The organism is Bradyrhizobium sp. cir1, from assembly GCF_014198245.1.
Taxonomy (GTDB): Bacteria; Pseudomonadota; Alphaproteobacteria; order Rhizobiales; family Xanthobacteraceae; genus Bradyrhizobium.
This window is the reverse complement of record NZ_JACIHE010000001.1, coordinates 487,690-513,533: the sequence shown is the minus strand read 5'-3', so window position 1 is coordinate 513,533 and position 25,844 is coordinate 487,690. Positions and strand designations below refer to the sequence as shown.

Below are 25,844 nucleotides of genomic sequence, written 5' to 3'. Positions count from 1 at the left end.
GATCAGAGCGTGGCGCCGACCTTGCGCAGCTCGGCGAGAACAGGTGCCTTCGGCAGCCAGATCTTGTCGAACTCGGCGATGACGGCCTCGGTGTCGCCGGCCGGGACCTGGCGGATCGGGATCGGCGCGTTCTTGAAGTTCTCGATCAGTGCCGGCTCGTTGCCGGCGAGCTCGTCGATCTGCGCATCTAGCGTCGTCTTGATCGTCTTGGTGATCAGCTCGCGGTCGGCTGCAGGCAGCGACTGCCAGACGCGGCCGGAGACGACCGCGGCCATCGGCATGAAGACGGCGTTCATCTGCAGGATCACCTTCGACACCTTGTCGAAGCGCTGGTTCCAGGAGAATTCGAGATCGGCCTCCAGACCATCGACCTGACCGTTGGCCATGGCATCGAACACCTGCGGCGTCGGGATCGGCGTTGGGGCTGCGCCCAGCGAGGAATAGAAATCGCGGTAGACCGGCGTCGGATTGATGCGCAGCTTCATGCCCTTGATGTCGGCGAGCGAATTGAGGTCCTTGGAGGAGAACACCGCGCGCATGCCGGTGATGCCCCAGCCGAGACCGATCGTGCCGGTCTCCTGCGGCAGCACCTCGAACAGTTTTATGGCCGCCGGATGTCGCACGAATTTCGCCACCGCCGGCGTCGAGCGGACGATGTAGGGCGCATTGATGGCGGCGATGTGCGGCACGCGCGAGCCGAGCTCGGCGGCCTGGATGAAGCCCATGTCGAGCGCGCCGGATTGCAATTGCTGCATCATCGCGGGCTCGTTGCCGAGCTGTCCGGAGTGGAACACGGTCAGGGTCAGGCGGCCGTTGGTGGCGGCCTTCAGCTCATCGCCGAACTTGAGCGCGGCCTTGTTCCAGGAATGGCCGTTGGGCGTGATCAGGCCGAGGCGGAACTCCTTGGCCTGGGCGAGCGCCAGCGACGGCGCGAACACCGATGCGGCGGCGCTGGCGGCGAGAAAGCGGCGGCGTGAAAGCGACATGGTCGGGCTTCCTTTTGTACGGGCTATTTGACGAGGATCAGCGAGAGCGAGGGGTAGAGCGAGAGCAGCACCAGCAGGACGCAGGAGATGACGAAGAACGGCAGCGTCACCATGAACATCTTGCCGGGCTTGGCGCCGGTGACGGCGGCCGCGACGAAAAAGCAGAGCCCGACCGGCGGCGACAGCAAGCCCAGCACGAGGTTGATCACGACCACGACGCCAAACTGCCGGGGATCGATGTGATAGACGTCGGTTGCAACAGGCAGCAGGATCGGCACTGTCATGATCAGGCCGGGAATGCCGTCGATGACGGTGCCGATCACCAGCAGGATGACGTTGCAGATCAGCATGAAGCTGATCGGGTCCTTGGCGGCGGACTGGATCCAGCCGGCGGTTTCCTGCGGCACCTTGCCGAAGATCAGAACCCAGGAGAACACGGCCGCGGCGGCCACGAGGAACAGCACGATCGCCGAATAGATGCCGCTGCGGAGCATCATCTGCGGCAGCTGCGAGAACTCGAATTCCTTGGTCCAGTATTTTCCGACGAGAGCTGCGGCGACCGCTCCGACGGCGGCGGATTCCGTGGCGTTGGCGAGGCCGCTCAGAATCGTGCCGACGATGACGATCGGGATCAGCAGCGTCGGCGACGTCCGCAGGATCGTCATCAGGCGCTGGCGCGGCGTCTGATAGTCGGCGCGGGGATAGTTGTACATGTATCCCATCAGCGCGATGACGAGGCAGAACATCACGGTGAGGATGACGCCCGGCACGATGCCGGCGATCAGCATGTCGCTGACCGAGACCTGCGCCAGCACGCTGTAGACCACGAACATCACCGAGGGCGGGATGATCGGGCCGAGCATGCCGCCGTAGGCGGTCAAGCCCGCTGCAAACGTCTTGTCGTAGCCCTTCTTCTCCATCTCCGGCACCATGATCTGGGCCATGATCGCGACCTGCGCGGTCGCCGATCCCAGGATGGAGGAGATGAACATGTTGGCGAGGATGTTGACGTAGGCGAGCCCGCCCTTGAGCGAGCCGACGAACGCCATCGCCATGTCGACGATGCGCCGCGTGATGCCGCCGCCGTTCATGATCTCGCCGATCAGGATGAACAGCGGAATCGCGATCAGGCCGTAACTGTCGACGCCGCCGAACAGCTGGAGCGGATAGGACTGGAACAGCACGGGATTGCCCGACGCTGCGATATAGACGAGGCCGGCAAGGCACAGGCAGAGCCCGATCGGCACGCCGACCAGCATGAATGCGACGAAGGCGGCGGACGTGATCATCAATTGACCCCGTCGAGCTCGGAGAGCTGAAAACCCTTCGGCGGCGTGCGCGGCACCAGATCGAGATCTTCCAGCAGATTGGCGAGGCCGTGCACGGTCATCGACACCGCAAAGATCGGCAGCGTCATATAGAGCACCCAGGTCGGCCAGTTCAGCGTCTGGGTGTGCTCGGTATAGAGGAAGTTGAAGGTCTCGGCCGCGAGCCTGCGCCCGTCGAAGCCGGCGCGGGCGAGGCCGATCGGGTCCATCCAGAGCACGCAGGTGATGATCAGGGCGACGCCGAACACGACGACGAGGCCGGTCGAGATCACCTTGGCAACCTTCTGGTGCTGCGGCGAAAGCCGCTCCGTCAGCATCGTCACCGCGAAGTCGAGCCGCAGCCGCGTCATCGCGGACGCCCCGATGAAGGTCAGCCAGACCACGCAATAGACCGCGGATTCATCGATCCAGTAGATCGGGAAATGCGAGTAGCGGGTGATGACGTTCATCAGGATCAGGCCGGTGAGCAGATACATCAGGCCCATCAGGGCCAGGCGCTCGAAGGCGAGCAGGGCGCTCGACATCCGGACGATCGTACGTCGGAGGCTGAGCGCGCGGGTGGCCGGCATCGTCTGCTCGATCATGAAAAAGGCCCCAAACCCCGAAGATTTGTCGTGCGATTGCCAAATGTATAATTTATACATTTTGGGAGTCAAACGGAGATTGCGGTCAATTCGGCGGCAGGACGCGCTTTTGCTGGGCACCGGCTTTTGCGGAGTCACGGCTTTTGCCGGGCAGGTCAACATGCAAGAGAGGGACCGCTTGGGACGGACGAGTCGGCAAGCAGGACGGAAGGTCAGATGAAACAGCCTCTGAAGCATCGCACCTTGTCGGCTGCGATCGTCGACCAGCTCAGGCAGGCGATCCTCGACGGCACCTATCCGGCCGGGTCGCAGCTGCGCCAGGACGCGCTTGGGGATGCCTATGGCGTCAGCCGCATCCCGGTGCGCGAGGCGCTGTTCCAGCTCGAGGCCGAAGGCCTGGTGCGGATCGTGCCGCAGAAGGGCGCCATCGTCTCCGAGCTGTCGCTGGACGAGATCAACGACGTGTTCGACCTGCGCCGCATCCTGGAGCCGCGATTGCTGGCGCAGTCGGCACCGCGTTTCACGGCGGAGGATTTCGACGGGCTCGACGACATCCACAAGCAATTCGAGAAGGCGATCAAGGCGCGCAATGTCAGCGACTGGGGCCAGCTCAACGCCGACTTCCACATGGCGCTCTACGTCCATGCGCCGCAGCCGCGCACCCGCGCGATTGTGCTGTCGCTGCTTCAGACCAGCGACCGCTATACGCGGCTCCAGCTCTCCAACACCAAGGCGATGGGCATTGCCGAGAAGGAGCACGCCCAGCTGATCGCGCTGTGCCGCGCGCAGAAGGTGGAGGAAGCCTGCCGGTTCCTGGAGCGGCACATCGAAGCCGTGCGCAAGGATCTGTTGCAGGTGGTGGCGAACGCGCCAAAGCAGCGGCGGAAGGAGAATTCGTAGGGGGGGGGTAGTCGAGCAGATGCGCGAAGCGCATGTGCAAGGCGTAACCCACCACTGCGTGCCTCCGCGGAAAGAGAAGAGGTGGGTTACGCCCAGCGACTGCGCTTCGCGCATCCGCGCAGCTAACCCACCCTACGGCAGCGTTACCTGCTCCCGTCCGGTCCCATCACGAGGTCCGGCAGCCAGGTTGAAATCCCCGGCACGAAGCACAGCAGCAGCACCGCGAGCATCATCAGCAGCACGAAGGGCAGGGTGCCCCAGATCACCTCGCGCAGAGGGATGTCCGGCGCGACGTTGCGGATGACGAAGATGTTGAGGCCGACCGGCGGATGGATCAGCCCCATCTCCATCACGATGGTCATGACCACGCCGAACCAGATGATGTCGAAATTGGCGGCGCGCAAGGGCGGCAGGATGATCGGCGCGGTCATCAGGATGATCGAGACCGGCGGCAGGAAGAAGCCGAGCACGACGACCATGACGAGGATCGCGAACAGCAGCTCCCAGCGCGGCAGATGCATCGCGACGATGGATTCGGCGACCGATTGCGAGATGTGCAGATAGCTCATCACGTAGGAATAGAGCAGCGACATGCCGATGATCATCATCAGCATGGTCGATTCCCGGATCGTCGACTTCATGATGGGGGCAAGGTCGCTCGGCCGCCACACGCTGTAGATCGCCGCGATCAGCGCCAGCGCCAGGAGACCGCCGAGGCCCGCGGTTTCCGAGGGCGTCGCGAAGCCGCCATAGAGCGCGATCATGACGCCGGTGAGCAGCAGCACGAAGGGGATCACCCGCGGCAGCACACTGAAGCGTTCGGCCAGCGTGTACTCGTCGCGGGCGAGGATCGCAGCCTCAGGTCCGCCGTTCTTGTAGATCGCTTCGGCCGCCCTGTATTCCCGGCGGAAGCGGATCACGGCATAGGCACCGAACAGCGTGACCAGCAGCAGGCCGGGCCCGATGCCGGCGAGAAATAGCCGCCCGAGCGATTTTTCCGCCGCGACCGCAAACAGGATCATGGTGATCGATGGCGGCAGCAGGATGCCGAGCGTGCCGCCGGCTGCAATGATCCCTGCGGCAAAGCCGCCGGAATAGCCGCGCTTGCGCATCTCGGGGATGCCGGCCGAACCGATCGCCGAGCAGGTCGCCGGGCTCGAGCCCGCCATCGCCGCGAACAGCGCGCAGGCGAACACGTTGGCAACGCCAAGGCCGCCGGGGACGCGATGCAGCCAGGCATGCAGCGCCGAGTAGAGATCCTGGCCGGCGCGCGACTTGCCGATCGCCGCGCCCTTCAGGATGAAGAGCGGGATCGACAGCAGCGTGATCGAGGCCATTTCCTCGTAGACGTTCTGCGTCACCGTATCGAGCGAGGCCGACGGCATGTAGATGCCCATGAACACCACCGCGACCGCGCCGAGCGCGAACGCGATCGGCATGCCCGAAAACATCACCAGCAGCGTCGCGATGCCGTAGGCGATGCCGATCCCGAACACGCTCATGGCCGCCGGCCTCCAGCAAAGGGCAGCGCGAGCTGCACGAGAATCTGGATGCAGAGCAGGCTCATGCCGAGCGCCATCAGCGAATACGGAATGGCGAGCGGCGGCGACCACATCGAATTCGAGACCTGGCCGTCGACATAGGCCTCATGGGCCAGTGTCCAGGACTTCCAGGTGAAGAAGGCGCAGAACAGGAACGTCGCGGCGTCGACCAGCCAGAGCCGGACCCTGTTGGCGAGCGGCGACAGCAGGCCGACAAACGCCTCGATGCCGATGTGACCGCGGTTCTGCTGCACATAGGCGGCCGTCATGAAGGTGGCGCCGACCAGCAGGAACACGGCGGCCTCGTCCTGCCAGTAATTGGCGGCCTTGAACAGCGCGCGGCTGAGCACGCTGTAGCTCAGGATGGCGCAGGCCGCGACCAGCGCGATCGCGGCGAACACGACGATGATGCTGTTGAGGATGGCGAGACCGCGATCGATTGCCGCCGCGGGGCCGGAGCCTGCGGCAGCGCTCGTCTGGTCGTCACGATCCGGAAGCGGACCGTGGCTCATGCCGCAACGTCGGTGGCAAGCTTGAGCAGGTTGGCCGAGGTCGCGGTCTTGGCGCCGTAATCCTTCCACGCGGTGTCGCGGGCGATGTCGCGCCACTTGCCGACGGTCGCGGCATCCAGCACGGAGACCTTGGCGCCGGCCTTCTCGTAGACCTTGGCGACCTCGACGTCGTCATCCTGCGCGCCCTTGCGGCCGAAGGCTTCGAGCTCCTGACCCACGGCAAGCAGGACGTCCTGCTGGTTCTTCGGCAGCTTGTCGAAGATCGCCTTCGACATCATCAGGGGCTCGAGCATGAACCAATAGGATGCGCCTGCGCCCGAGGTCAGCGACTTCGCGACCTCTTCGAGCCGGAACGAGATCAGGCTGGTGGACGAGGTGAGAGCGGCGTCGCACGCGCCGGTCTGCATCGCCGCGTAGATTTCGTTCGAAGGCACCGACAGCACCGAGGCGCCGGCGGTCTGCAGCACCATGTCCATCTCGCGGGAGCCGCCGCGCACCTTCATGCCCTTGGCGTCTTCGGGGGCGACGATCGGCTTGGAGCGGCTGGCGAGGCCGCCCGCCTGCCACACCCAGGTGAGCAGGATGATGCCCTTGTCAGCGAGGAAGTCGGTCAGCGCCTTGCCGACCGGCTCCTTCTTCCAGCGCAGGCCCTGGTCGTAGGTGGTGACGAGACCCGGCATCAGGCCGATATTGGTCTCCGGCAGCTCGCCGCCGGCATAGGGCATCGGATAGAGCGAGATGTCGAGCGCGCCCTTGCGCATCGCGGAGAACTGCGCGTTGGTCTTGATCAGCGAGGAGTTCGGATAGATCTCGGCGGCGATGTCGCCATTGCTGCGCTTACTGACTTCAGCGGCGAACATGCGGCACAGGCGGTCGCGGAAATCGCCCTTGTCGATGGTGCCGCCCGGGAATTGATGCGAGATCTTCAGCGTGGTGGCGGCCTGCGCGGTTCCGGTCCCGAAGCGCAGGATGGCGGGTGCGGCGACGGCGGTCGCGATCAGATGGCGGCGCGTAATCATGGTGTATCCCCTTGAACGTTTCTTAGGACTGTTCTTGTTGGCGTGATTGGGTCGGGTCTTGTCAGACCGGCTTCAGGCCCATCCTAGCCGGTCTTTCACCCGATATTCTCTCATCTGATAGTTCGAGACCGAATGCCGCGGCAAGTGCCGGCCGTGCTGCGCTGCACACTTGCGGTCAACTCTTCCCGAATGGAGGTCCGATGCCGCGGACGTGATCGCGGTGAACGCGCGGCCTGGAGAAATTTACCGGCGAGGCCGTAACAAGTCTTGCCGTCGATCCGTCGAGATCGAATAGCGGCGTCCGTCGCTGACAAACACCATCTCGAAGGGAAGATGATCCATGACCATTCGTACCCGTATCGCGCTCGGCGTCTCGGCTGCCGTTCTCTCGCTTGGCCTCGCGCTGTCACCGGCCGCCTATGCCCAGGACAAGATGGGCAAGGACGACGGCATGATGAAGAAGGATACGATGTCCAAGGACGGCATGAAGAAGGATGCCATGTCCAAGGACGACGGCATGAAGAAGGATCACATGTCGAAGGACGGGATGAAGAAAGACGACGGGATGATGAAGAAGAACTGATCTTCGGCTGTCGTCGCGGGCGCGTGCAAAAGGCAGACGCGCGCGGTTCGGAAAGTCCCGGGGCGGTCGATGGACCGCCCCGAAAGCAGTCTCAGTTCAACTTCAATTGAACGTGACTTCCGAACGTTGCTTCGCGAACGCTACTTGCGCTTTGCCTTGCGGGCGGCGTAGCGCGCGTCGCGCTTGGCCTTCTGCTCGGCCTCGAGCGCAGCTTGCCTGGCTTCTGCTTCTTCAGCTTCGCGCGCGATCCGCGCGGCTTCGGCGGCCTTGGCTTCCTCCTCGAGGCGCTTCTGCTCGGCCCTTTCCGCCTCGCGCGCAGCCTTGGCCTCGGCGCGCTTGGCCGCGAGTGCCTCGCGCTCGGCGCGTCGAGCCGCAACGGCGGGATCATCGGGCCCCGGCTGAGACTTGAATTTGTTCAAAAGATTTTTGCGTGCGTCCTGCGCCGCCTTTTGCCGGTCTGCGAAGCCGGGTTCCCTGAATCCACTCATCGACGAGCCTTGTCTTCCTCGCTTTCGATCCTACATCGGTGCCTGTTGGTACGTCGGCTGGGCATAGCAGGCGCCACGCGACGCAGAAGCGTGTACATCGGCGCGCGTCGCGAAGCCACCCATAATCGCAGCCGATCAGGTAGACGAAAAATCGCTCCCCCGACGATCTCTCGTAGCCCCGAAAAACTGCCGAATTGTGATGTCCCTCATAGGGGGCGCCCTGACGCAACACCTAGCGTCCGCCCCGATACGAGACGGAGCACGGGCATGACCATCTTCCGGCTGAGCCTCAAGGCGCTCGCGCTTATCCTCGTTGTGGCGGCGCTGGCGGGTGCCGCACTGCTGTTTGCCCGTCCGCAACCGGTCGAGAACGCCGTCCTGGGCGCCGACTGGGAGTGCAGCCAGACCGCCTTTGTGCTCACGACCTGCGCACCGCGGACCCGCGAGGCGACCCCGGCTGTCGAAACCTTGCGCAAGGATGCGATCCGCCAGACCCGGGGCTGAGCCGGAAGGGCCGGCCGGGATGTGACGCCACGCCGCAGAGGTGATAAAGCCGGCCGACCCGTGCGATCAGGTTGTCATGTCGAGCCCTGCGTCCAAGCCCGAACCGGGCGAGAAGCCCAAATCCCCGCCAAGACCTCAACCCGGCGACAACCGCCGCGGCGCCATCGCCGGCCTGATCATCGCCATCGTGATCCTCGCGATCGGCTGGTGGCTCGCCCGTGATCTCACCTCAGCCAGCAAGATGCAGGACTGCCTGATGTCGGGGCGGAGCAATTGCAACGTTATCGAGCCGGCCCGCTAGCGGCGCTCCAGCTCCGCCCGCTGCGGCCTCGTCGGGCCGAAAAATTGCCGTGATCTTAATCATTTGTAACGGGACTTCGCCGATCACTTGGCCGATCAAGCAGGTCAGTTATGTCAGCCGGCATCACCCCGGCGCGAGGCGAATCGTCTATCGCGCGAGGGACCACGGCGAGCGAGAGAATAGGGGGGCAATCACGCATGAGTGCGTCCAGCCGCATCAAGATCATCATTCCCTTGGTTTCGGCCATGTCTTTGCTCGCGCTTTCGGCGCAGGCGCAGGACGCCGGGCCGCCAAAGCATGACGGCCATCCGCCGGCAGGGGCCGGTGCCGGCGCGCCGCCGCAGAACAACATGCGCAAGGGTCCTCCACCGCAGCAGGCGGCCCGGCCCGCGCCGCAGCCCGGCGGCCAGCCTCACGCTGGCGGCCCTGGTCCCGGCCCGCACAATGCCGGCGGCCCGCCGCCCGGCCGCAACTACGCGCGGGGCCCCGCGCCGGCGCGCGACTGGGGCGGACATGCCTATCGCGGCAACCTCGCCTGGGACGGCGGGCGCTGGCGCCACGAAGTCCATAACGGCCGCTCCGGCTGGTGGTGGGACGTCGGCGGCGTCTGGTACTATTATCCGCAGCGGATGGCCGGTCCGCCCGCCTACATCTCGGAGGAGTATTACGACGATGTGCCGGTGGCCTATGCCCCGGCGCCGCCTCCGGTCGCCTATGAACCGCCCCCTCCGCCGCCGCCGGCCGACCCCGGCGCAAGTGCGCTGGGCGGGGCGATTGTCGGCGGTTTGCTTGGCGGGCTGATCTCGGGCAATGCAACGGGGGCTGCCGCAGGCGCGGTTTTCGGCGGCGCCACCGGCGCGATCGCCGGCGCAACAGCCGCCTCGCGCCCCGGCTACTATCTGGCCGAGGGCAATTGCTACTACCGCTATCCAAACGGGCAGTATGTGCAGGCCGATCCGCGCGCGTGCTACTGAGCTTCCGCGCAGGATCTGAAACCGAGGAGGCGGGCGAAAGGCCCGCCTTTCTTGTTTGCCGGTCGATCCAGTTGCGCGCGAACGAGCGCTGATCGCCTCGCGCGTCAGGCTACCAGCCAGTTGAAGAATGCCATCGCGCCCCAGACCAGGCCTGCGATCCAGGTCAGCATCACGAGACCGATCGTCGCAAGACACACGATCCCGAACAGGTCGGACCTCTGTCGTTGTGTCGGGACCCTGGCTTCGGCGGTTGCTTCCTGTGTCATGACGGGAAAGACCTCCCACGCCGTCTCGCGCTCCCCATGGAAGCGCTGAGGTCCTGTTTAGCGCGAGAGGCCGTGCGCAGGCTGTGACGCAATTCACAGATCGCTCGGAATGAAGCCGAGCCTCTTTTCAACTTGCGCCGGGGGAGGGTCTGAAACCGCGAGTGCAAAATCCCTGGCGCCACAATCAAAGCGTGCTTGAATCGCCTACGACAACGTCGGTCCTCCGCAATCATACGGGCGAAATTGCCACGCACTTGTCCAGATCGGGCGGTTACAATCGCTTCATGTGCAACAAGTACGACCCGCAGCACGAAGCCGAGGCCGCAATGAAGCGCGCCGCGGCGGCCGAAGGCGCCGACCGGCAACGCCTGATCGAGCTTGCCATCGCCTGGCATCAGCTTGCCCGCGAGCGGCGCGAGGATGAGCCGACGGAATAGCGGGCGCGCAAGCGATCAGCGCTACGGCAATCTCATATTAACATTTGCGCAGCGCTGATTCTCGCGGTCGCGATTCGTGCTTTGCGAACGAAGCGGAGTTGGATCGTGAACAAACGAAAGGCCGTCGAAGGGGCCTGGTGTCGTCACGCGGCGCGTCTGGATCAATCGATCGCCAGGCACTGCTCCAGGGGCTGCTTCTCCGAGAGCGGCTTCTGGTGATTTCCTCGCGACCATACCTGAACGGCGAAGGCGCGCTCGTGCTGGCGCGCCACCGCGTCTGTGATGGACGCCCGCGCCGTCTCGACGCGTTTTGCGATCGCACCGGTGTTCACGTCGACGCCTGCGTCGATTGCCAAAAATGATATTGCGAGGACGGCCACTGCTGATGCGATGGCCATTCTCGTCCACTCGGATGGTGGCATCGGCGTCCTTCTCGGGCGCAATTCGCCCGGCGCATAGATGGGGTTGATGTGCCCGCTTCAAAGCCCGAGGAGGGGATACCCACGCGTTCGTGAAGGACGATGGATTGGCAGGTAAGTGTCGTCTGGCTGGCGTTGCGCGAGACAGACCAGAGGCAGCCTGCACTGGTGCTTGCCGACGAATACCGGGTCTGGTTCTATTTCATGCCTGGTCTGTATGGCGGAGCAGCTGAGCCGATGCCACGCCTACCGAGTCCAGATCCGGTTAGACCCGGGTCCGAGCGGCGACTGCGCGACTTACAGCAGCGTTTCCGCGCGGTGTCGGAACGCCGAGGCGAAGCTACTTCGTTGCGCCAGGGTTTGCGGGCTGCGACCGCATCGAATAAAGCAAGCCGCGAAGGCCTGACCAAATTAAGGCCCGCCGGTTTCACGCTGGCGAGCGTCTCAATGCCGCGAGACATCCGGCGCAAAGAACTCGTTTCGCAAGTGTCGCTTGATGTTCTCGGGCTGACGCTCGCCCTGGGCGGCCAGCTTAAGCACGCGCTCGGCGACCTCTACGGCGGTCCGCTGATGCTGAAGGGTGAATGCCGGGCTGGAGAGAACTTCGTCTAAAACATCACGAAGCATTTGCACCGTGGCTGCGTCGTAAGCCATGAGCCAGATCCTAAACAAATTGCCGAGCTCGAAATACGTTGTCTCGGCAGCGCCTATTTTCGCACTGAGCACTGAAATCCCAGCTGGCGTTTAGGATGCAATGGCTATGCCACAGTCTTATGACGGCGCCGGCTGGCTGCGGCGGTCGCGGTTATTGGGGCAGCTCGAGCTTCCTCATTTCCTGAAGCCGCGCCAGGCAAAACTCGCGATACAAGCTGTCAATGAATGTCCACATCGCAGTCCCCCTTAGTTCAATGCTGGGAGGCTAGGCCGGCTGTGTTTCAGGGACATTTCGTGGCACTCGGGAAATGGCTTCGTGGGAGCCGTCGGATGGGCCTTCAGATGGTGAAAAAACCAAAGGTTCGGCGGGCTCGCTGGTGAGCCTTCATGAACAGAACAAACGCGGAAGCGTCGTGTACCATTCGTGTACTGCGGACTCAGCGGGACTAAACCGGAAAGCCCGAAATCAGAGGGTTTTTGTCTCTACCAGTGAGACACGGTTTTTCCAGGAGAAGAACGCCCATCATCTTGAAAACACTGGCGATCCCGGCAGGACTCGAACCTGCAACCCGCGGAGTAGAAATCCGCTACTCTATCCAGTTGAGCTACGGGACCGTCCTGGGCCGCCCGGTTTGGGCGGCTGGCCGTTCATCTAGCATGCCAATATGAAAAATCTGGTCTTTCGCCAAGCCTGAACCGAACCGTTTTCCTCAATGCCGCGACAAAGCGGAACGGTGGGGTGTCAGGGTGCCGGGTTGAGCGGCAGCGGACCGGACGATGGATCACATCGCCGGGAACGCTGAACAGCTTCCGGGACACGGCCGCCGGTCGACTGGCTAGGTGTTGCTGCGCCATCAGGACGGCGTGCGCGGCGGTATCTGGACTGGTCTCCTCTGGGCCTGCCTCGTCATGGCGAATGCGACGTTTTGCACCTCTGGTTCCATCGCCTTGAGTCCGTCACCTTTCCACGCATTTCATGCGACAAGCGGCGTTCGTCCGCGATTTCCGGGAGTCCATCCATGATCGGTCTTGTTCGCGCCGTCACAATCTGCGCCGCGCTGGCGCTCGGCCTTTCGGCTGCGCAGGCCGCCGACAAAGCCTTCAAACGCGACGATCTCGCTGATTCCGCCATCAAGCTGGAGGCGCAGATCAAGAGCGAGGCGGGCCCGGTCGCCAAGACCAACGCGACGCTGCGCACGGATGCCGACGCCGCCTTCAGGCGCAACGATTACCGCACGGGCCTGTCGGTGCTCGGCCAGATCGCGGCCACGAACCCTGACGATGCCGGCAACTGGCTGCGGCTCGCCAAGGTGATCTTCCAGATCTGGCCGAAGAACTCGAGCGAACAGACCTTCCTGCTGGAGCGCGCCTCGACCGCGGCCTACATCGCTTACATGCGGGCCGGCAATCCAGGCGAGGAGGCCGACGCGCTCGCCGTCCTCGGCAAGTCGCTGGCCGAACGCAAGCTGTGGCGGCCGGCGCTGGATTCGCTGCGGCTGTCGCTCGACCTGCGCGAGGTCGCCGATGTCCGCGGGCAATATGAGAAGCTGCGCGACGAGCACGGCTTCCGGCTGCTCGACTACACCGTGGACTCGGATTCGGCGAGTCCACGCGCCTGCTTCCAGTTCTCCGAGGAGCTCGCCAAGCGCACCGACTTCGCGCCGTTCCTGGCCCTCGCAGGGCAGGACAAGCCGGCGCTGTCGGCGGAAGGCAAGCAGCTCTGCGTCGACGGCCTGAAGCACGGCGAGCGCTACAACATCAACCTTCGCGCCGGCCTGCCGTCCACGGTGAAGGAGGGCCTGCCGAAATCGGCCGAATTCAACGTCTATGTGCGCGATCGCAAGCCCTTCGTGCGCTTCACCAGCCGCGCCTATGTGCTGCCGCGGACCGGCCAGCGCGGCATTCCCGTGGTCAGCGTCAACACGCCCGCGGTCAACATCAACGTCTTCCGCATCGGCGACCGCAACCTGATCAACACGGTGGTCGACAGCGATTTCCAGAAGACGCTGACCAAATATCAGCTCGGCGATCTCGGCGACGAGCGCGGCGTCAAGGTCTGGTCGGGCGAGCTTTCGACCGCGATGACGCTGAACCAGGACGTCACCACGGCATTCCCGGTCGACCAGGCGCTCGGCGAGCTCCAGCCCGGCGTCTACGTGATGACCGCGGCGGCCAAGGGCCCAGGCTCGGACGACGAGTACCAGCTTGCCACGCAATGGTTCATCGTCTCCGATCTCGGGGTCACCGCCTATTCCGGCAATGACGGCATCCACGTCTTCGTCAACTCGCTGGCCTCAACCGATCCGGTCGGCAAGGCCGAGGTACGGCTGGTCGCCCGCAACAACGAGATCCTGGCGATGCGCAAGACCGACGAGTCCGGTCACGTGCTGTTCGAGGCGGGACTTGCGCGCGGCGAGGGCGGCCTGTCGCCGGCGATGCTCACGGTCACGGGCGAGAAGGCCGATTATGCCTTCCTGAGCCTGAAGACGTCGGCCTTCGACCTCTCCGACCGCGGCGTTGCGGGGCGTGCCGTGCCCGCCGGCGCCGATGCCTTCGTCTATGCCGAGCGTGGCGTCTACCGCTCCAGCGAGACGGTATTCCTCACTGCGCTGCTGCGCGACGGGCAGGGCAACGCCGTGACCGGTGGGCCGATGACGCTGGTGGTCGAGCGCCCCGACGGCGTCGAATACCGTCGCGCCGTGCTGCCCGACCAGGGCGCCGGCGGCCGCACCCTGTCCGTGCCGCTCAACTCGGCGGTGCCGACCGGCACCTGGCGCGTGCGCGCCTTCACCGATCCGAAAGGCGCTTCGATCGGCGAGACCACCTTCATGGTCGAGGATTACGTTCCTGATCGGATCGAATTCGATTTGTCCGCCAAGGGCAAGCTGATCAAAGCTAACGCTCCAGTGGAGCTTAAGGCGGACGGTCATTTCCTCTATGGCGCGCCGGCCTCGGGCCTTCAGCTCGAAGGCGACATGCTGATCGCGCCCGCGGCCGAGCGGCCCGGCTTTGCCGGCTACCAGTTCGGCGTTGCCGACGAGGAGACCACCTCGAACGAGCGCACGCCGTTGGAGAACCTGCCTGAGGCCGATGCCAACGGTGTCGCGACCTTCCCGGTGACGCTGGACAAGCAGCCGGCCTCGACGCGTCCGCAGGAAGCGCAGATCTTCGTCCGCATGGTCGAGACCGGCGGCCGCGCCGTCGAGCGCAAGATCGTGCTCCCGGTCGCGCCCACTGCTGCGCAGATCGGCATCAAGCCTCTGTTCGGCGACAAGAACGTCGCCGAGGGTGACAAGGCCGAGTTCGACGTCGTGTTCGTCTCGCCGGAGGGCGAGAGGCTGCGCCGCGACGGCCTGCGCTACGAGCTCCTGAAGATGGAGTCGCGCTATCAGTGGTACCGCCAGAACAATTACTGGGAGTACGAGCCGGTCAAGTCGACCTCGCGCATCGCCGACGGTGACGTCACGATCGCTGCCGACAAGCCGTCGCGCATCTCGCTGGCGCCGCAGCCCGGCCGTTATCGGCTGGATGTGAAATCGAACGACGCCGACGGCCCGGTGACCTCGGTGCAGTTCGACGTCGGCTGGTATTCCGACGGCAGCGCCGATACGCCCGACCTTTTGGAAACCTCGATCGACAAGCCGCAATACGCCTCCGGCGACACCATGACGGTGTCGGTCAACGTCCGCAGCGCCGGCAAGCTCACCATCAACGTGCTCGGTGACCGCCTGCTGACGACGCAGACCATCGACGTCAAGGAAGGCACCGCCCAGGTGAAGCTCCCGGTCGGCAAGGACTGGGGCACCGGCGCCTATGTGGTGGCGACGCTGCGCCGTCCGCTCGATGCCGCCGCCCAGCGCATGCCGGGCCGTGCGATCGGCCTGAAATGGTTCGGCATCGACAAGCAGACCCGCACGCTGAGCGTGAAGCTGACGCCGCCGGCGCTGATCCGCCCCAACGCGACGCTGAAGATCCCGGTCGAGCTCGACGGGCTCAATCCGGGCGAGGACGCCAAGATCGTCATCGCCGCCGTCGATGTCGGCATCCTCAACCTTACCAATTACAAGCCGCCGGCGCCGGACGATTACTATCTCGGCCAGCGCCGCCTGAGCGCTGAGATCCGCGATCTCTACGGCCAGCTGATCGACGGCATGTCGGGCACGCGCGGACAGATCAAGTCCGGCGGCGACGCCGGAGCCGCCGAGCTGCAGGGCTCACCACCCTCGCAAAAGCCGCTGGCGCTTTATTCGGGCATCGTCACGGTTGGTGCCGACGGCACCGCGGAGGTGAGCTTCGATATTCCGGAGTTCGCCGGCACCGCGCGCATCATGGCGGTGGCGTGGACCGCGACCAAGCTCGGCCGCGCCAATACGGATGTCGTGATCCGCGACCCCGTGGTGCTGACCACGACCCTGCCGCGCTTCCTGCTCAATGGCGACCACGGCACGGTCAACCTGGAGATCGACAATGTCGAGGGCCAGGCCGGCGACTACGTCATCAACGTCAAGACGGGCGGCCCGGTGAAGATGACCGGCAATCCCGCAACCACGGTGAAGCTCGCCGCCAAGCAGCGCAATTCGTTCTCGCTCGCGCTCGATGCGACCGCGGCGGGACAGGCGACGCTAGACGTCGACATCAAGGGGCCGAATGGCCTCGCGCTGGCGCGGCACTATGCGTTCGATGTCAAGGCGGCGACGCAGGTGCTGGCGCGGCGCTCGATCCGGACGCTGGCGAAGGGCGAGAGCCTGACGCTGACCTCGGACATGTTCTCCGACCTCGTGCCGGGCACCGGCAGCGTCTCGGTCTCGGCTAGCCTGTCGACCGCGCTCGATGCGGCGACGATCCTGAAAGCGCTCGACCGCTATCCCCATGGCTGCTCGGAGCAGATCACGAGCCGGGCCATGCCGCTGCTCTATGTCAACGAGCTCGCGGCCGGCGCGCATCTCGCCATGGACACCGAGGTCGACCAGCGCATCCGCGACGCGATCGAGCGGCTCCTGGCGCGTCAGGGCTCGAACGGCTCGTTCGGCCTGTGGTCGGCGGGCGGCGACGACGCCTGGCTCGATGCCTACGTGACGGACTTCCTGACCCGCGCCCGCGAGAAGGGCTTTGCGGTGCCTGATGTCCTGTTCAAGAATGCGCTCGACCGGATCAGAAACTCCGTCGTCAACGGCAACGAGCCGGAGAAGGACGGCGGCCGCGATCTCGCCTACGGCCTCTACGTGCTCGCCCGCAACGGCGCAGCTCCGATCGGGGATCTCCGCTATCTCGCCGACACCAAGCTGAACAACCTCGCGACCCCGATCGCGAAGTCGCAGCTTGCCGCAGCGCTGGCCCTGGTCGGCGACCGCAACCGCGCCGAACGCGTCTATGGCGCGGCGCTCGACAGCCTCGCGCCAAAGCCGGTGCTGGAGTTCGGCCGCACCGATTACGGCTCGCAGCTGCGCGATGCCGCAGCGCTGGTCTCGCTCGCCAGCGAAGGCAATGCACCGAAGGCAACGCTGACGCAGGCGGTGACACGGGTCGAGACCGCGCGCGGGCTGACGCCCTATACCTCCACGCAGGAGAATGCGTGGCTGGTGTTGGCGGCGCGGGCGCTCGCCAGGGAGAACCTCTCGATCGAGGTCGACGGCCAGCCGGTCAAGACTGCGCTCTATCGCAGCTACAAGGCGGACACGCTGAGCGGCAAGCCGCTGAAGATCACCAACACGGGCGATGCGCCGGTGCAGGCGGTGGTCTCGGTGTCGGGCTCGCCGGTGACGCCGGAGCCGGCAGCGTCGAACGGCTTCAAGATCGAGCGCAGCTACTTCACGCTCGACGGCAAGCCCGCCGACATCAGCAAGGTCAAGCAGAACCAGCGCTTCGCGGTGGTGCTGAAGATCACCGAGGCCAAGCCCGAGTACGGCCACATCATGGTGTCCGACTATCTGCCCGCGGGCCTCGAGATCGACAATCCGAAGCTGGTCTCGTCGGGCGACAGCGGCACGCTGGACTGGATCGAGGACGGCGAGGAGCCTGAAGACACCGAGTTCCGCGACGACCGGTTCACCGCGGCGGTCGATCGGGCCTCGGACTCCAAGGCGGTCTTCACCGTCGCCTATGTCGTGCGCGCGGTCTCGCCCGGCAAATACGTGCTGCCGCAGGCCTATGTCGAGGACATGTACAATCCCTCGCGCTATGGCCGCACCGGCACGGGAACGGTCGAGGTGCGAGCGGCGAAGTGAGTGGTGGTGGGATGAGCGACGCCAACCAGGTATCTCGTCATTCCGGGGCGGCTCGAAGAGCCGAACTACGGCGCGCGATTACGCGCCTGAGAATCTCGAGGTTCCGGGTCTGGTCCTTCGGACCATCCCGGAACGACGACGGGAGAGGAGGGCGCACGACCATGCGTATCCTCTCCGCCCTCGCGCTCACCCTCATCCTCGCCATCACCGGCTTCGTCGCGTGGGTGTATTCCCTCGGTCCGCTCCCGCTCGACGAGGCGCGCCAGGTCTCCACGACCATCGTCGATCGCAACGGCAAGCTGCTGCGGGCCTATGCGATGGCGGATGGACGTTGGCGGTTGCCGGTCGATACCAGGACCAACGTCGATCCGACCTATCTGAAGCTGCTGTTCGCCTATGAGGACCAGCGCTTCTACGCCCATGACGGCATCGATCCGCTGGCGCTGGGCCGCGCCGCCTTGCAACTCGGCACGCGCGGCCACATCGTGTCCGGCGGCTCGACCATCACGATGCAGCTGGCGCGGCTGATGGAGCCGCGGAGACAGCGCTCGCTCTATGCCAAGCTGCGGCAGATCGTGCGCGCCATCGAGATCGAGCGCAGCATGAGCAAGGAAGAGATCCTCGATCTCTATCTGGCGCTCGCCCCCTATGGCGGCAATCTCGAAGGCATTCGCGCCGCCTCGATCGCCTATCTCGGCAAGGAGCCGAAGCGGCTGTCGCTGGCCGAGGCCGCATTGCTGGTCGCGCTGCCGCAATCGCCGGAGACGCGCCGGCTCGACCGCTATCCCGAGGCGGCGCGCAAGGCGCGCGATCGCGTGCTCGATCGCATGGTCGAGGAGCATGTGGTCAGCGTTGACGACGCGGCGCAGGCCAAGGCCGTGCCGGTGCCGAAACTGCGCAAGCCGATGCCGATCCTGGCGCCGCATGCCTCGGACACCGCGCTGTCGACCGTGAAGGACAGTCCCGTCATCAAGCTGACGCTGGATGCGAATTTGCAAAAGGTGCTGGAGCCGTTGGCTCGTGACCGCGCCATTGCGCTCGGGCCCAACATCTCGGTCGGCATCATCGTGGTCGACAATGAGAGCGGCGACGTGCTCGCACGCGTTGGCTCTGCGGATTATTTCGACGAAAGCCGGGCAGGGCAGGTCGACATGACTCGCGCCATCCGCTCGCCGGGCTCGACTCTGAAACCGTTCATCTACGGGCTCGCCTTCGAGGACGGCTTTGTCCATCCCGACAGTCTGATCGACGATCGGCCGGTCCGCTTCGGCTCCTACGCGCCGGAAAATTTCGACATGACCTTCCAGGGCACGGTGCCGGTGAGGAAGGCGCTGCAATTGTCGTTGAACGTGCCGGCCATCGTGCTGCTCGACCGCGTCGGCTCGAGCCGGCTGGCGTCGCGGCTGCGGCAGGCCGGCGGCAATCTGATCTTGCCGAAGGATGAGGCGCCAGGCCTTGCCATGGGGCTCGGCGGCGTCGGCGTAACTCTCCAGGACCTTGCCCAGCTCTATGCCGGCTTTGCGCGCCTCGGGACCACCAAGCCACTGCGCGAGATCGTCACGGCCAAGGACGACCGCGAGCCGCTGCGGCTGCTGGATCAGGTCGCGGCGTGGCAGGTCGGCAACGTCCTGCTCGGCACGCCCCCGCCGGAGAACGCGGCCCACAACCGCATCGCCTTCAAGACCGGCACCTCCTACGGCTATCGTGATGCCTGGTCGGTCGGCTTCGACGGCCGCATGACCATCGGCGTCTGGGTCGGACGGCCCGACGGGGCACCGGTTCCCGGCCTGATCGGACGGATCGCGGCCGCGCCCATCCTGTTTGACGCCTTTGCCCGGAGCGGCAAGACGCTGACCCCCTTGCCCAAGCCGCCAAAGGGAACCCTGGTTGCCAGCAACGCGAAACTGCCGCTGCCGTTGAAGCGGTTCCGTCCGGTCGGGGAACTGGTGCGAACCGGGGGCGAGCAGGCGCTGCACATCCAGTTTCCCCTGAACGGCTCGCGCATCGACGTCGATCGCTCGGGCGGGCGCGAGAGTGCGGCCATGCCCGTCAAGGTCGCTGGCGGCGTTCTGCCCATGACCGTGATGGTAAACGGCGCGGCGCGCGGCGAGATCGACGGCCGCCGCCAGCGCCTTATCGATCCGCCCGGCCCGGGCTTTGCTCGGCTCACCGTGATCGATGCTACGGGCGCCGCGGACACAGTTGTCATTCGAATTCAATGAGCCGGCCTTAAGCGGTTGTGGCGATGGCGGTTTCAGCGTAAGCGGAACCAATGGCCGAGACCTACCCAAGCCCCCGTTTTGGAGCGCCCCGTGAGCCGAAATCGCCCGTGAATCCTGGCAGTCGGCTCGTGTCCATGCTCGATATCGCGACGACCAGCCACGCCCGCGCGGTCGCCTTTCTGGTGCTGTGCGCGCTGCTGCTGTTCCTGCCGGGCTTCTTCACGATTCCGCCCGTCGATCGCGACGAGGCGCGGTTCGCCCAGGCCACCAAGCAGATGGTCGAGAGCGGCGATTATGTCGACATTCGCTTCCAGGAGGACGTCCGCTACAAGAAACCGGTCGGCATCTACTGGTTGCAATCGGCCGCCGTCGAAATCGCATCCGCGCTCAAGCTGCCCAAGGCCGAATTGCGCATCTGGGTCTACCGGCTGCCGTCGCTGATAGGCGCGATCGGCGCCGTGCTCATGACCTATTGGGCCGCGCTCGGCTTCGTCACGCGGCGCGCCGCGGTGCTCGCGGCGCTGCTGATGTGCGCCTCCGTGCTGCTCGGCGTCGAGGCGCGGCTCGCCAAGACCGACGCGATGCTGCTGTTCTGCGTCACCGCCACGATGGGCGCGATGGCGCGGGCTTACCTGTCCTGGCAGCGCGCCGAGGACGAGACGCATCCGCCCTGGAGCTGGCCCGCGATCTTCTGGACCGCGCTCGCGGTCGGCATCCTGATCAAGGGCCCGCTGATCCTGATGTTCGCTGGGCTCACCATCGTCGCGCTCGCAATCCTGGATCGCGACGCCTCCTGGCTGTGGAAGCTGCGTCCGCTCTGGGGCCTGATGTGGATGCTGGTGCTGGTGCTGCCCTGGTTCGTCGCAATCTTCTGGCGTGCGGGCGATGCCTTCTTCGCCGATTCCGTCGGCGGCGACATGCTCAGCAAGATCGGCGCCCAGGAATCCCATGGCGCGCCGCCCGGAATGTACCTGGCGCTGTTCTGGATCACCTTCTGGCCGGGCGCGCCGCTGGCGGCGATGGCGGCACCTGCGGTGTGGCGGGCGCGGCGCGAGCCCGGCGCGCAATTCCTGCTGGCCTGGCTGATTCCGTCCTGGATCGTGTTCGAGGCGGTGCTGACCAAGCTGCCGCATTACGTGCTGCCGCTCTATCCGGCGATCGCGATCCTCACCGTCGGCGCGCTGGAGCGGCGCGTGCTGTCGCGGTCCTGGCTGATGCGCGGCTCGGCCTGGTGGTTCGCGATTCCCGCGGCGGCCTCGATCATCGCAGTGGTCGGCGCGGTCGTGCTGACCCGGCAGCCGGCCTTCGTGGCCTGGCCGTTCATCGCGGCCTCGCTGATCTTCGGCCTGTTCGCCTGGTGGCTGTTCGACACCAATCGCGCCGAGCGCTCGGTGCTGAACGCGCTGGTCGCGGCCCTGATGCTTGCGGTCGTGGTCTGGGGCATCGTGCTGCCGTCGCTGACCCCGCTGTTTCCGAGCATCGAGATCGCGCGGGCGCTCCGCAACGTCACCTGCGTCGGACCGAAGGCGGCCGCCGCCGGCTATCACGAGCCGAGTCTGGTGTTCCTGACCGGCACGCAGACGCTGCTCACCGACGGCTCGGGCGCGGCGGACTTCCTGCGGCAGGGCAGCTGCCGCTTCGCGCTGATCGAGCAACGTTCGGAGCGCAGCTTCGTACAGCGCGCCGAGGCGATCGGGCTGCGCTACAAGGTCGGCGCGCGCATCGACGGCTACAATTTCTCGCAAGGCCGCGCGATCTCGATCTCGATCTTCCGTTCGGAAGGTACCGAATAGGATGTCGGCCCCGACCCATATCGCGCCGCGTGCGGGCTATCCTGCGCAATTGCTCACGGTGTCGGGACGTGCGCTGGCGCAGCTCGTGCGCTCGCCGTCGCATTCGCGTCGCGCCGAGGCCGCACGAAAGCTGGCGCGGCATTCGCTCTGGCTCAGCATGGCGGGCGCGGCCCTGGTCATCGCGCTGATGCTGGCGTTCGACCTGACCGAGATCCAGCTGATGCCGGCGCGCGGCACGCCGAGCCTGTGGCCGATCCGCATCCTCACCGATTTCGGCAAGGACGAGTATGTGCTCTCGGTGCTCGGAGTTGTGCTGATCGTTGTGGCGCTCGTTGCGGCAGGGCTTCACGGCACAAGCCGCACGCTGCTGCTGGGCTTGGGCACGCGGCTGCAATTCCTGTTTCTGTCTGTTGCCGTCTCCGCGTTCATCGGGGAGATCTTGAAATATCTCATCGGCCGGGGGCGGCCCTTCGTCGGCGGCAAGGCCGATCCGTTCAATTTCATCCCGTTCGAGGGGTCGGGAGCCTATGCCAGCCTGCCGTCAGGTCATGCCATCGCGGCGTTCGCGCTGGCGTTTGCGGTCTCCGCACTCTGGCCGCGGCTGCGCGTGTTCATGTTCACTTACGCAATCGTGATCCTGCTGACACGGCTCGTGCTGCTCGCGCATCACCCCAGCGACGTCATCGCCGGGGCTCTGGTCGGCTTGGTCGGTGCCATGGCGGTCCGCTACTGGTTTGCAGCGCGCCGGCTCGCCTTTGCCATCCGTGCCGACGGCACCATCGTGCCGCTTCCGGGGCCGGTCACAGCGCGCCTCAAAAGGGTTGCCCGCGGGGCATCCGCCCCATAAAAGCGGCTGCCTGCCGGGACCGCCGGTTCCATAGGGCAGGCCAATTCCAACCACGAGCCTCGATTTGTCGACGTCCCAGCCTTCGGTTTCCATCGTCGTTCCCGTGCGCAACGAAGCCGACAATATCGCGCCCCTGATCGAGGAGATCACGGCGGCGCTCGATGGCCGCTGGGATTACGAGATCATCTACGTCAATGACGGTTCGACTGATGCGACCGGCGAACGGCTCAACGCCATCATGGCGCGGCGGAGCAATCTGCGTCAGCTCCGCCACGCCAGATCAGGCGGCCAGTCGGCCGCGGTGCGCAGTGGCGTGCGCGCCGCGCGCGGGGTGATCGTGGCAACCCTCGACGGCGACGGACAGAACAATCCGGCCTTCCTGCCGGACCTGATCGCTGCGGTGGAAAAAGGCGCGGGGCGGGTCGGCCTTGCCGCGGGCCAGCGCGTCGGACGCAAGGATACCGGCTTCAAGAAATTCCAGTCGCGCGTGGCCAACAAGGTCCGCAACGCGATCCTTCAGGACGGCACGCGCGACACCGGCTGCGGACTGAAGGCGTTCCGCCGCGAGGTGTTCCTGATGATGCCTTATTTCGATGGGCTACATCGCTTCCTGCCGGCGCTGGTCCGCCGCGAAGGCTACGACATCGCCTATGTCGACGTGATCGACCGGCCGCGCCGTTCCGGCGTGTCCAACTATGGCTTCTTCGACCGGCTGTGGATCGGCATCATGGACCTCGTCGGCGTGTGGTGGCTGATCCGTCGCAAGAAGCCGACACCAGATGTGACTGAGGTGAGCGCATGATCATTCAATACGGTCAGGCGCTGAGCAACTATCTCTACGATGTGTTCGTCGCCAAGTTTGACTTCTGGCTGGCGTTCGGCCTCGTCGCACAGCTGTTCTTCACCGCGCGCTTCCTGGTGCAGTGGATCGCGAGCGAGCGCGCTGGCAACAGCGTGGTGCCGATGGCGTTCTGGTTCTGCTCGATGGGCGGCGGGCTGATGACGCTGGTCTACGGCGTCGTGAAGCGCGAGCCGGTCATCATCCTCGGACAGGCGCTGGCGACCATCATCTATGTCCGCAACATCATGCTGATCATCAAGAACCGCGGCCGCACCTCGAAGACGCTCGAGCGCTGATCCCATAGCAGTGGTCCCGGAGACGGCTGCAATCACAAGCTGTCTGTCGATTGACCCGCCACTTCGTTAGTGTTACGAGTTGTAGCATTCTGGCCGCGATGCCGGTTTTCCGACCGGTCCGATGACGTGGATTTTTGCGCCGATCGTTCTCCAATTGGAAGATCGTCCCGATGAAGCGCTTACATCGCCGTTGCGCGACGTTACCGATCCTCTGCCTCGTGACCCTCGGTCTTGCGACCGTCACGCATGCGTACGACGCCGCACGAGTGAGCGATCCTCAGTCGCTCGGCTTCTCGCCGTCGCGGCTGGCCCGGATCGCGGCTTGGCAGCAGACGCAGGTCGATTCCGGCGCCTTCTCGGGCGCGGTGGCGGCCATCGCGCGGAACGGCAAGGTGGCGTATCTGCGTGCCGTCGGTTTTCGTGACCAGGCAAAGACCAGCCCGCTGCAGGGCGATGCGATCTTCTGGATCGCCTCGATGACCAAGCCAGTCACCAGCGTGGCCGCCATAATGCTGGTCGAGGAGGGCAAACTTGATCTCGCCGCACCGGTCCACCAGTATCTTCCCGAGCTCAAGGACATGATGGTCGGCGTCGAGAGGAAAGACGCTGCGAGCGGCAAGATCGATTTGGTGTACGAGTCTCAGAAGCACCCCATGACGGTCGAGGACCTGCTGCGCCATACTGCCGGGCTCGTCTATGGCGTCGGCGGCACAATGGTCGATCAGCTTGTCGGCAGGCGACTCTACGGCAATTCCGGCGTTTGGCGCCGGGACAGGACTCTTGCCGACGTCATCTCTGAACTCGCCAAGCTTCCACTTGCGCACCAGCCGGGTGACGTCTGGGACTACGGCCTCTCCGTCGATGTGCTCGCGCGTGTGATCGAGGTGGCCTCAGGCCAGCCGTTCGACCAGTTCCTCGACACACGTCTGTTCAAACCGCTCGGCATGGTCGACACCGCCTTCGCGGTGCCGGCAGCCAAGTTGTCCCGGCTGGTCGATCCGCCCGCCAATGGCTGGGGTGGTCCGCCAGACAGCGTATTGGCGGATATCACCAGGCCGACCAGTCTGTTCTCGGGCGGAGGCGGACTTGCGTCGACGGCCGGTGATTATCTGCGGTTCTGCCAGATGCTGCTCAACGGCGGCGAACTGGACGGCGTCCGCATCTTGTCGCCTGCCAGCGTTCGGCGCATGACTACAAATGCGCTGCCGGGCGAGATCCGCTTCGCGGGCTTTGCCAGCGGTCTCGTCGGGCCACAGTCTGGCTCGACCTGGGGACTTGGTTTTGCCGTGCGCAGTGATGCGGCGTGGAGTGTGGTGCCGGGATCGACTGGCAGCTTTAGCTGGATGGGCGTATCGGGCACCTATTTCTGGGTTGACCCGACGGAGCAGCTGGTTGCCGCGCAGATGATCCATGTGCGTGGCGGGAGCGGCCCATTTCAGCGCATGTTCCGCGATCTCACCTACGGTGCGTTCCGCATTCCCGATCAGGTCAACCCGGATGCTGCGGCGGGCGTCATGAGAGTCGACGCGAATACGCTTGCCGGCTACGCAGGAACATACAGGTTTGCATCATCCAATGCGCGCGACAGGCAAGAAGCCAGCGCATTTGGTGGCGTCGGGTTGGAGATCACGACGCAGGGGGGCGCCGTCAAGGTGGTGTCTCCGATCAAGGACGCGCCTGCCGCCAAGGCTGGTGTGATTGCCAATGACATGATCACGCATTTAGATGGCGAGGCGATGCAAGGCAGGCCTCTCAATCAGGTGCTCGACAAGATGCGCGGACCCGCTAACACTGCGATCCGCCTCAGAATCATGCGCAAGGGGCAGATCGAACCGATCGAGCTAACGGTCGTTCGCGCCTCGATCCGAGCACCGGGAGTCGATCTCCAGCTCGCCGCCAAGGATGGCAAGCTCCAGGTCGAGGCCACCGGAGCGCTGCCCGTTCTGGACTTTGAGAAAGGCGCGCCGATCGCGGTCGTCCCGATGTCCAGCGACGCGTTTTTCGTCGATGGCGGCGATCACACGCGCCTTGCGTTCTCGCACGATGAGGCGGGCAAGGCGACGGGTCTGGTGCTCAATCCCGGGCCTTGGCAGATCACAGGTCAGCGGATCGACTGACTGGCCGT

At 65.2% G+C, this 25,844-nt stretch carries 23 protein-coding genes and 1 tRNA gene; 14 read left to right on the top strand and 10 right to left on the bottom strand.

Annotated elements, in window-relative coordinates; all coding sequences use genetic code 11:
- Positions 1-2 precede the first annotated feature (2 nt).
- The 3 genes from GGD63_RS02425 to GGD63_RS02415 are packed head-to-tail and all read right to left on the bottom strand — an operon-like array spanning position 3 to position 2,898.
- Positions 3-986: a TRAP transporter substrate-binding protein gene (locus GGD63_RS02425; protein WP_183239292.1), complete on the bottom strand. Its 984-nt coding sequence runs from the start codon at positions 984-986 to the stop codon at positions 3-5.
- A gap of 23 nt (positions 987-1,009) precedes the next feature.
- On the bottom strand, positions 1,010-2,275 hold the full coding sequence (locus tag GGD63_RS02420; protein ID WP_183239291.1) for a TRAP transporter large permease: 1,266 nt from the start codon (positions 2,273-2,275) through the stop codon (positions 1,010-1,012).
- The gene (locus GGD63_RS02415; RefSeq protein WP_409334039.1) at positions 2,275-2,898 is read right to left on the bottom strand and encodes a TRAP transporter small permease; all 624 of its coding nucleotides are present in this window, start codon (positions 2,896-2,898) and stop codon (positions 2,275-2,277) included. Before GGD63_RS02415 ends, GGD63_RS02420 begins: the two co-directional genes overlap by 1 nt.
- A 216-nt stretch (positions 2,899-3,114) precedes the next feature.
- On the opposite strand from GGD63_RS02415, the gene GGD63_RS02410 reads away from it, so the two are divergent.
- Positions 3,115-3,798, top strand: a complete 684-nt coding sequence (locus tag GGD63_RS02410; RefSeq protein WP_183239290.1) for a GntR family transcriptional regulator — start codon at positions 3,115-3,117, stop codon at positions 3,796-3,798.
- A gap of 143 nt (positions 3,799-3,941) precedes the next feature.
- Here the strand turns inward: GGD63_RS02410 and GGD63_RS02405 are convergent, their stop codons facing one another.
- From GGD63_RS02405 to dctP, 3 genes are read right to left on the bottom strand one after another with little or no spacing between them, the layout of a single operon-like run.
- The gene (locus GGD63_RS02405; RefSeq protein WP_183239289.1) at positions 3,942-5,300 is read right to left on the bottom strand and encodes a TRAP transporter large permease; all 1,359 of its coding nucleotides are present in this window, start codon (positions 5,298-5,300) and stop codon (positions 3,942-3,944) included.
- Positions 5,297-5,851: a TRAP transporter small permease gene (locus tag GGD63_RS02400; protein WP_183239288.1), complete on the bottom strand. Its 555-nt coding sequence runs from the start codon at positions 5,849-5,851 to the stop codon at positions 5,297-5,299. The genes GGD63_RS02405 and GGD63_RS02400 overlap by 4 nt, the downstream gene beginning before the upstream one ends.
- Entirely contained in the window at positions 5,848-6,870 is a 1,023-nt protein-coding gene (gene dctP / locus GGD63_RS02395) for a TRAP transporter substrate-binding protein DctP (protein WP_183239287.1), read from the bottom strand. The genes GGD63_RS02400 and dctP overlap by 4 nt, the downstream gene beginning before the upstream one ends.
- A 340-nt stretch (positions 6,871-7,210) precedes the next feature.
- On the opposite strand from dctP, the gene GGD63_RS02390 reads away from it, so the two are divergent.
- Positions 7,211-7,453: a pentapeptide MXKDX repeat protein gene (locus GGD63_RS02390; protein ID WP_183239286.1), complete on the top strand. Its 243-nt coding sequence runs from the start codon at positions 7,211-7,213 to the stop codon at positions 7,451-7,453.
- A gap of 140 nt (positions 7,454-7,593) precedes the next feature.
- Here the strand turns inward: GGD63_RS02390 and GGD63_RS02385 are convergent, their stop codons facing one another.
- Positions 7,594-7,941 (bottom strand): DUF6481 family protein, encoded by a 348-nt coding sequence (locus GGD63_RS02385; protein ID WP_183239285.1) that lies wholly within the window; start codon positions 7,939-7,941, stop codon positions 7,594-7,596.
- Between the two features lie 267 nt (positions 7,942-8,208).
- On the opposite strand from GGD63_RS02385, the gene GGD63_RS02380 reads away from it, so the two are divergent.
- The 3 genes from GGD63_RS02380 to GGD63_RS02370 all read left to right on the top strand — a co-directional run bounded on the left by GGD63_RS02380 (position 8,209) and on the right by GGD63_RS02370 (position 9,720).
- The gene (locus tag GGD63_RS02380) at positions 8,209-8,445 is read left to right on the top strand and encodes a hypothetical protein (RefSeq protein ID WP_183239284.1); all 237 of its coding nucleotides are present in this window, start codon (positions 8,209-8,211) and stop codon (positions 8,443-8,445) included.
- A gap of 76 nt (positions 8,446-8,521) precedes the next feature.
- Positions 8,522-8,746 (top strand): hypothetical protein, encoded by a 225-nt coding sequence (locus tag GGD63_RS02375; RefSeq protein WP_183239283.1) that lies wholly within the window; start codon positions 8,522-8,524, stop codon positions 8,744-8,746.
- Between the two features lie 197 nt (positions 8,747-8,943).
- Positions 8,944-9,720, top strand: coding sequence for a hypothetical protein (locus GGD63_RS02370; RefSeq protein ID WP_183239282.1), 777 nt, complete (start codon positions 8,944-8,946; stop codon positions 9,718-9,720).
- Between the two features lie 104 nt (positions 9,721-9,824).
- On the opposite strand, the gene GGD63_RS02365 is transcribed toward GGD63_RS02370, so the two are convergent.
- Positions 9,825-9,986: a hypothetical protein gene (locus tag GGD63_RS02365; RefSeq protein ID WP_183239281.1), complete on the bottom strand. Its 162-nt coding sequence runs from the start codon at positions 9,984-9,986 to the stop codon at positions 9,825-9,827.
- A 161-nt stretch (positions 9,987-10,147) separates the two neighbouring features.
- Between GGD63_RS02365 and GGD63_RS02360 the strand changes: the two genes are divergently transcribed.
- Complete coding sequence (locus GGD63_RS02360) at positions 10,148-10,423, top strand: hypothetical protein (RefSeq protein ID WP_183239708.1); 276 nt, start codon at positions 10,148-10,150, stop codon at positions 10,421-10,423.
- Between the two features lie 161 nt (positions 10,424-10,584).
- Here the strand turns inward: GGD63_RS02360 and GGD63_RS02355 are convergent, their stop codons facing one another.
- On the bottom strand, positions 10,585-10,821 hold the full coding sequence (locus GGD63_RS02355; RefSeq protein WP_246785338.1) for a hypothetical protein: 237 nt from the start codon (positions 10,819-10,821) through the stop codon (positions 10,585-10,587).
- A gap of 123 nt (positions 10,822-10,944) precedes the next feature.
- Here GGD63_RS02355 and GGD63_RS02350 point away from each other — a divergent pair, with 123 nt between their 5' ends.
- Complete coding sequence (locus GGD63_RS02350; protein ID WP_183239279.1) at positions 10,945-11,454, top strand: hypothetical protein; 510 nt, start codon at positions 10,945-10,947, stop codon at positions 11,452-11,454.
- A gap of 580 nt (positions 11,455-12,034) precedes the next feature.
- Here GGD63_RS02350 and GGD63_RS02345 read toward each other — a convergent pair.
- Positions 12,035-12,111 (bottom strand) — tRNA-Arg (locus tag GGD63_RS02345).
- Positions 12,112-12,515: 404 nt separating this feature from the next.
- On the opposite strand from GGD63_RS02345, the gene GGD63_RS02340 reads away from it, so the two are divergent.
- The 7 genes from GGD63_RS02340 (at position 12,516) to GGD63_RS02310 (ending at position 25,836) form a co-directional block, all read left to right on the top strand.
- Positions 12,516-17,720, top strand: coding sequence for an alpha-2-macroglobulin (locus GGD63_RS02340; protein ID WP_183239278.1), 5,205 nt, complete (start codon positions 12,516-12,518; stop codon positions 17,718-17,720).
- Positions 17,721-17,881: 161 nt separating this feature from the next.
- Positions 17,882-19,942 carry a penicillin-binding protein 1C gene (gene pbpC / locus GGD63_RS02335; RefSeq protein ID WP_183239277.1) on the top strand — a complete coding sequence of 687 codons (2,061 nt, stop codon included), beginning with the start codon at positions 17,882-17,884 and terminating at the stop codon, positions 19,940-19,942.
- 50 nt (positions 19,943-19,992) lie between these two features.
- The gene (locus tag GGD63_RS02330) at positions 19,993-21,735 is read left to right on the top strand and encodes a glycosyltransferase family 39 protein (RefSeq protein ID WP_183239276.1); all 1,743 of its coding nucleotides are present in this window, start codon (positions 19,993-19,995) and stop codon (positions 21,733-21,735) included.
- A gap of 1 nt (position 21,736) precedes the next feature.
- Positions 21,737-22,582 (top strand): phosphatase PAP2 family protein, encoded by an 846-nt coding sequence (locus GGD63_RS02325; protein ID WP_183239275.1) that lies wholly within the window; start codon positions 21,737-21,739, stop codon positions 22,580-22,582.
- 64 nt (positions 22,583-22,646) lie between these two features.
- Positions 22,647-23,384 (top strand): glycosyltransferase family 2 protein, encoded by a 738-nt coding sequence (locus tag GGD63_RS02320; protein ID WP_183239274.1) that lies wholly within the window; start codon positions 22,647-22,649, stop codon positions 23,382-23,384.
- Positions 23,381-23,719 (top strand): lipid-A-disaccharide synthase N-terminal domain-containing protein, encoded by a 339-nt coding sequence (locus GGD63_RS02315; protein ID WP_183239273.1) that lies wholly within the window; start codon positions 23,381-23,383, stop codon positions 23,717-23,719. The genes GGD63_RS02320 and GGD63_RS02315 overlap by 4 nt, the downstream gene beginning before the upstream one ends.
- Before the next feature lie 170 nt (positions 23,720-23,889).
- The gene (locus GGD63_RS02310) at positions 23,890-25,836 is read left to right on the top strand and encodes a serine hydrolase (RefSeq protein WP_183239272.1); all 1,947 of its coding nucleotides are present in this window, start codon (positions 23,890-23,892) and stop codon (positions 25,834-25,836) included.
- Positions 25,837-25,844 lie beyond the last annotated feature (8 nt).

Coding starts and splice junctions, on each gene's coding strand:
- GGD63_RS02425 (WP_183239292.1), bottom strand. CDS start 986: ATGTCGCTTTCACGCCGCCGCTTTCTCGCCGCCAGCGCCGCCGCATCG.
- GGD63_RS02420 (WP_183239291.1), bottom strand. CDS start 2,275: ATGATCACGTCCGCCGCCTTCGTCGCATTCATGCTGGTCGGCGTGCCG.
- GGD63_RS02415 (WP_409334039.1), bottom strand. CDS start 2,898: ATGATCGAGCAGACGATGCCGGCCACCCGCGCGCTCAGCCTCCGACGT.
- GGD63_RS02410 (WP_183239290.1), top strand. CDS start 3,115: ATGAAACAGCCTCTGAAGCATCGCACCTTGTCGGCTGCGATCGTCGAC.
- GGD63_RS02405 (WP_183239289.1), bottom strand. CDS start 5,300: ATGAGCGTGTTCGGGATCGGCATCGCCTACGGCATCGCGACGCTGCTG.
- GGD63_RS02400 (WP_183239288.1), bottom strand. CDS start 5,851: ATGAGCCACGGTCCGCTTCCGGATCGTGACGACCAGACGAGCGCTGCC.
- dctP (WP_183239287.1), bottom strand. CDS start 6,870: ATGATTACGCGCCGCCATCTGATCGCGACCGCCGTCGCCGCACCCGCC.
- GGD63_RS02390 (WP_183239286.1), top strand. CDS start 7,211: ATGACCATTCGTACCCGTATCGCGCTCGGCGTCTCGGCTGCCGTTCTC.
- GGD63_RS02385 (WP_183239285.1), bottom strand. CDS start 7,941: ATGAGTGGATTCAGGGAACCCGGCTTCGCAGACCGGCAAAAGGCGGCG.
- GGD63_RS02380 (WP_183239284.1), top strand. CDS start 8,209: ATGACCATCTTCCGGCTGAGCCTCAAGGCGCTCGCGCTTATCCTCGTT.
- GGD63_RS02375 (WP_183239283.1), top strand. CDS start 8,522: ATGTCGAGCCCTGCGTCCAAGCCCGAACCGGGCGAGAAGCCCAAATCC.
- GGD63_RS02370 (WP_183239282.1), top strand. CDS start 8,944: ATGAGTGCGTCCAGCCGCATCAAGATCATCATTCCCTTGGTTTCGGCC.
- GGD63_RS02365 (WP_183239281.1), bottom strand. CDS start 9,986: ATGACACAGGAAGCAACCGCCGAAGCCAGGGTCCCGACACAACGACAG.
- GGD63_RS02355 (WP_246785338.1), bottom strand. CDS start 10,821: ATGGCCATCGCATCAGCAGTGGCCGTCCTCGCAATATCATTTTTGGCA.
- GGD63_RS02350 (WP_183239279.1), top strand. CDS start 10,945: ATGGATTGGCAGGTAAGTGTCGTCTGGCTGGCGTTGCGCGAGACAGAC.
- GGD63_RS02340 (WP_183239278.1), top strand. CDS start 12,516: ATGATCGGTCTTGTTCGCGCCGTCACAATCTGCGCCGCGCTGGCGCTC.
- pbpC (WP_183239277.1), top strand. CDS start 17,882: ATGCGTATCCTCTCCGCCCTCGCGCTCACCCTCATCCTCGCCATCACC.
- GGD63_RS02330 (WP_183239276.1), top strand. CDS start 19,993: ATGGCCGAGACCTACCCAAGCCCCCGTTTTGGAGCGCCCCGTGAGCCG.
- GGD63_RS02325 (WP_183239275.1), top strand. CDS start 21,737: ATGTCGGCCCCGACCCATATCGCGCCGCGTGCGGGCTATCCTGCGCAA.
- GGD63_RS02315 (WP_183239273.1), top strand. CDS start 23,381: ATGATCATTCAATACGGTCAGGCGCTGAGCAACTATCTCTACGATGTG.
- GGD63_RS02310 (WP_183239272.1), top strand. CDS start 23,890: ATGAAGCGCTTACATCGCCGTTGCGCGACGTTACCGATCCTCTGCCTC.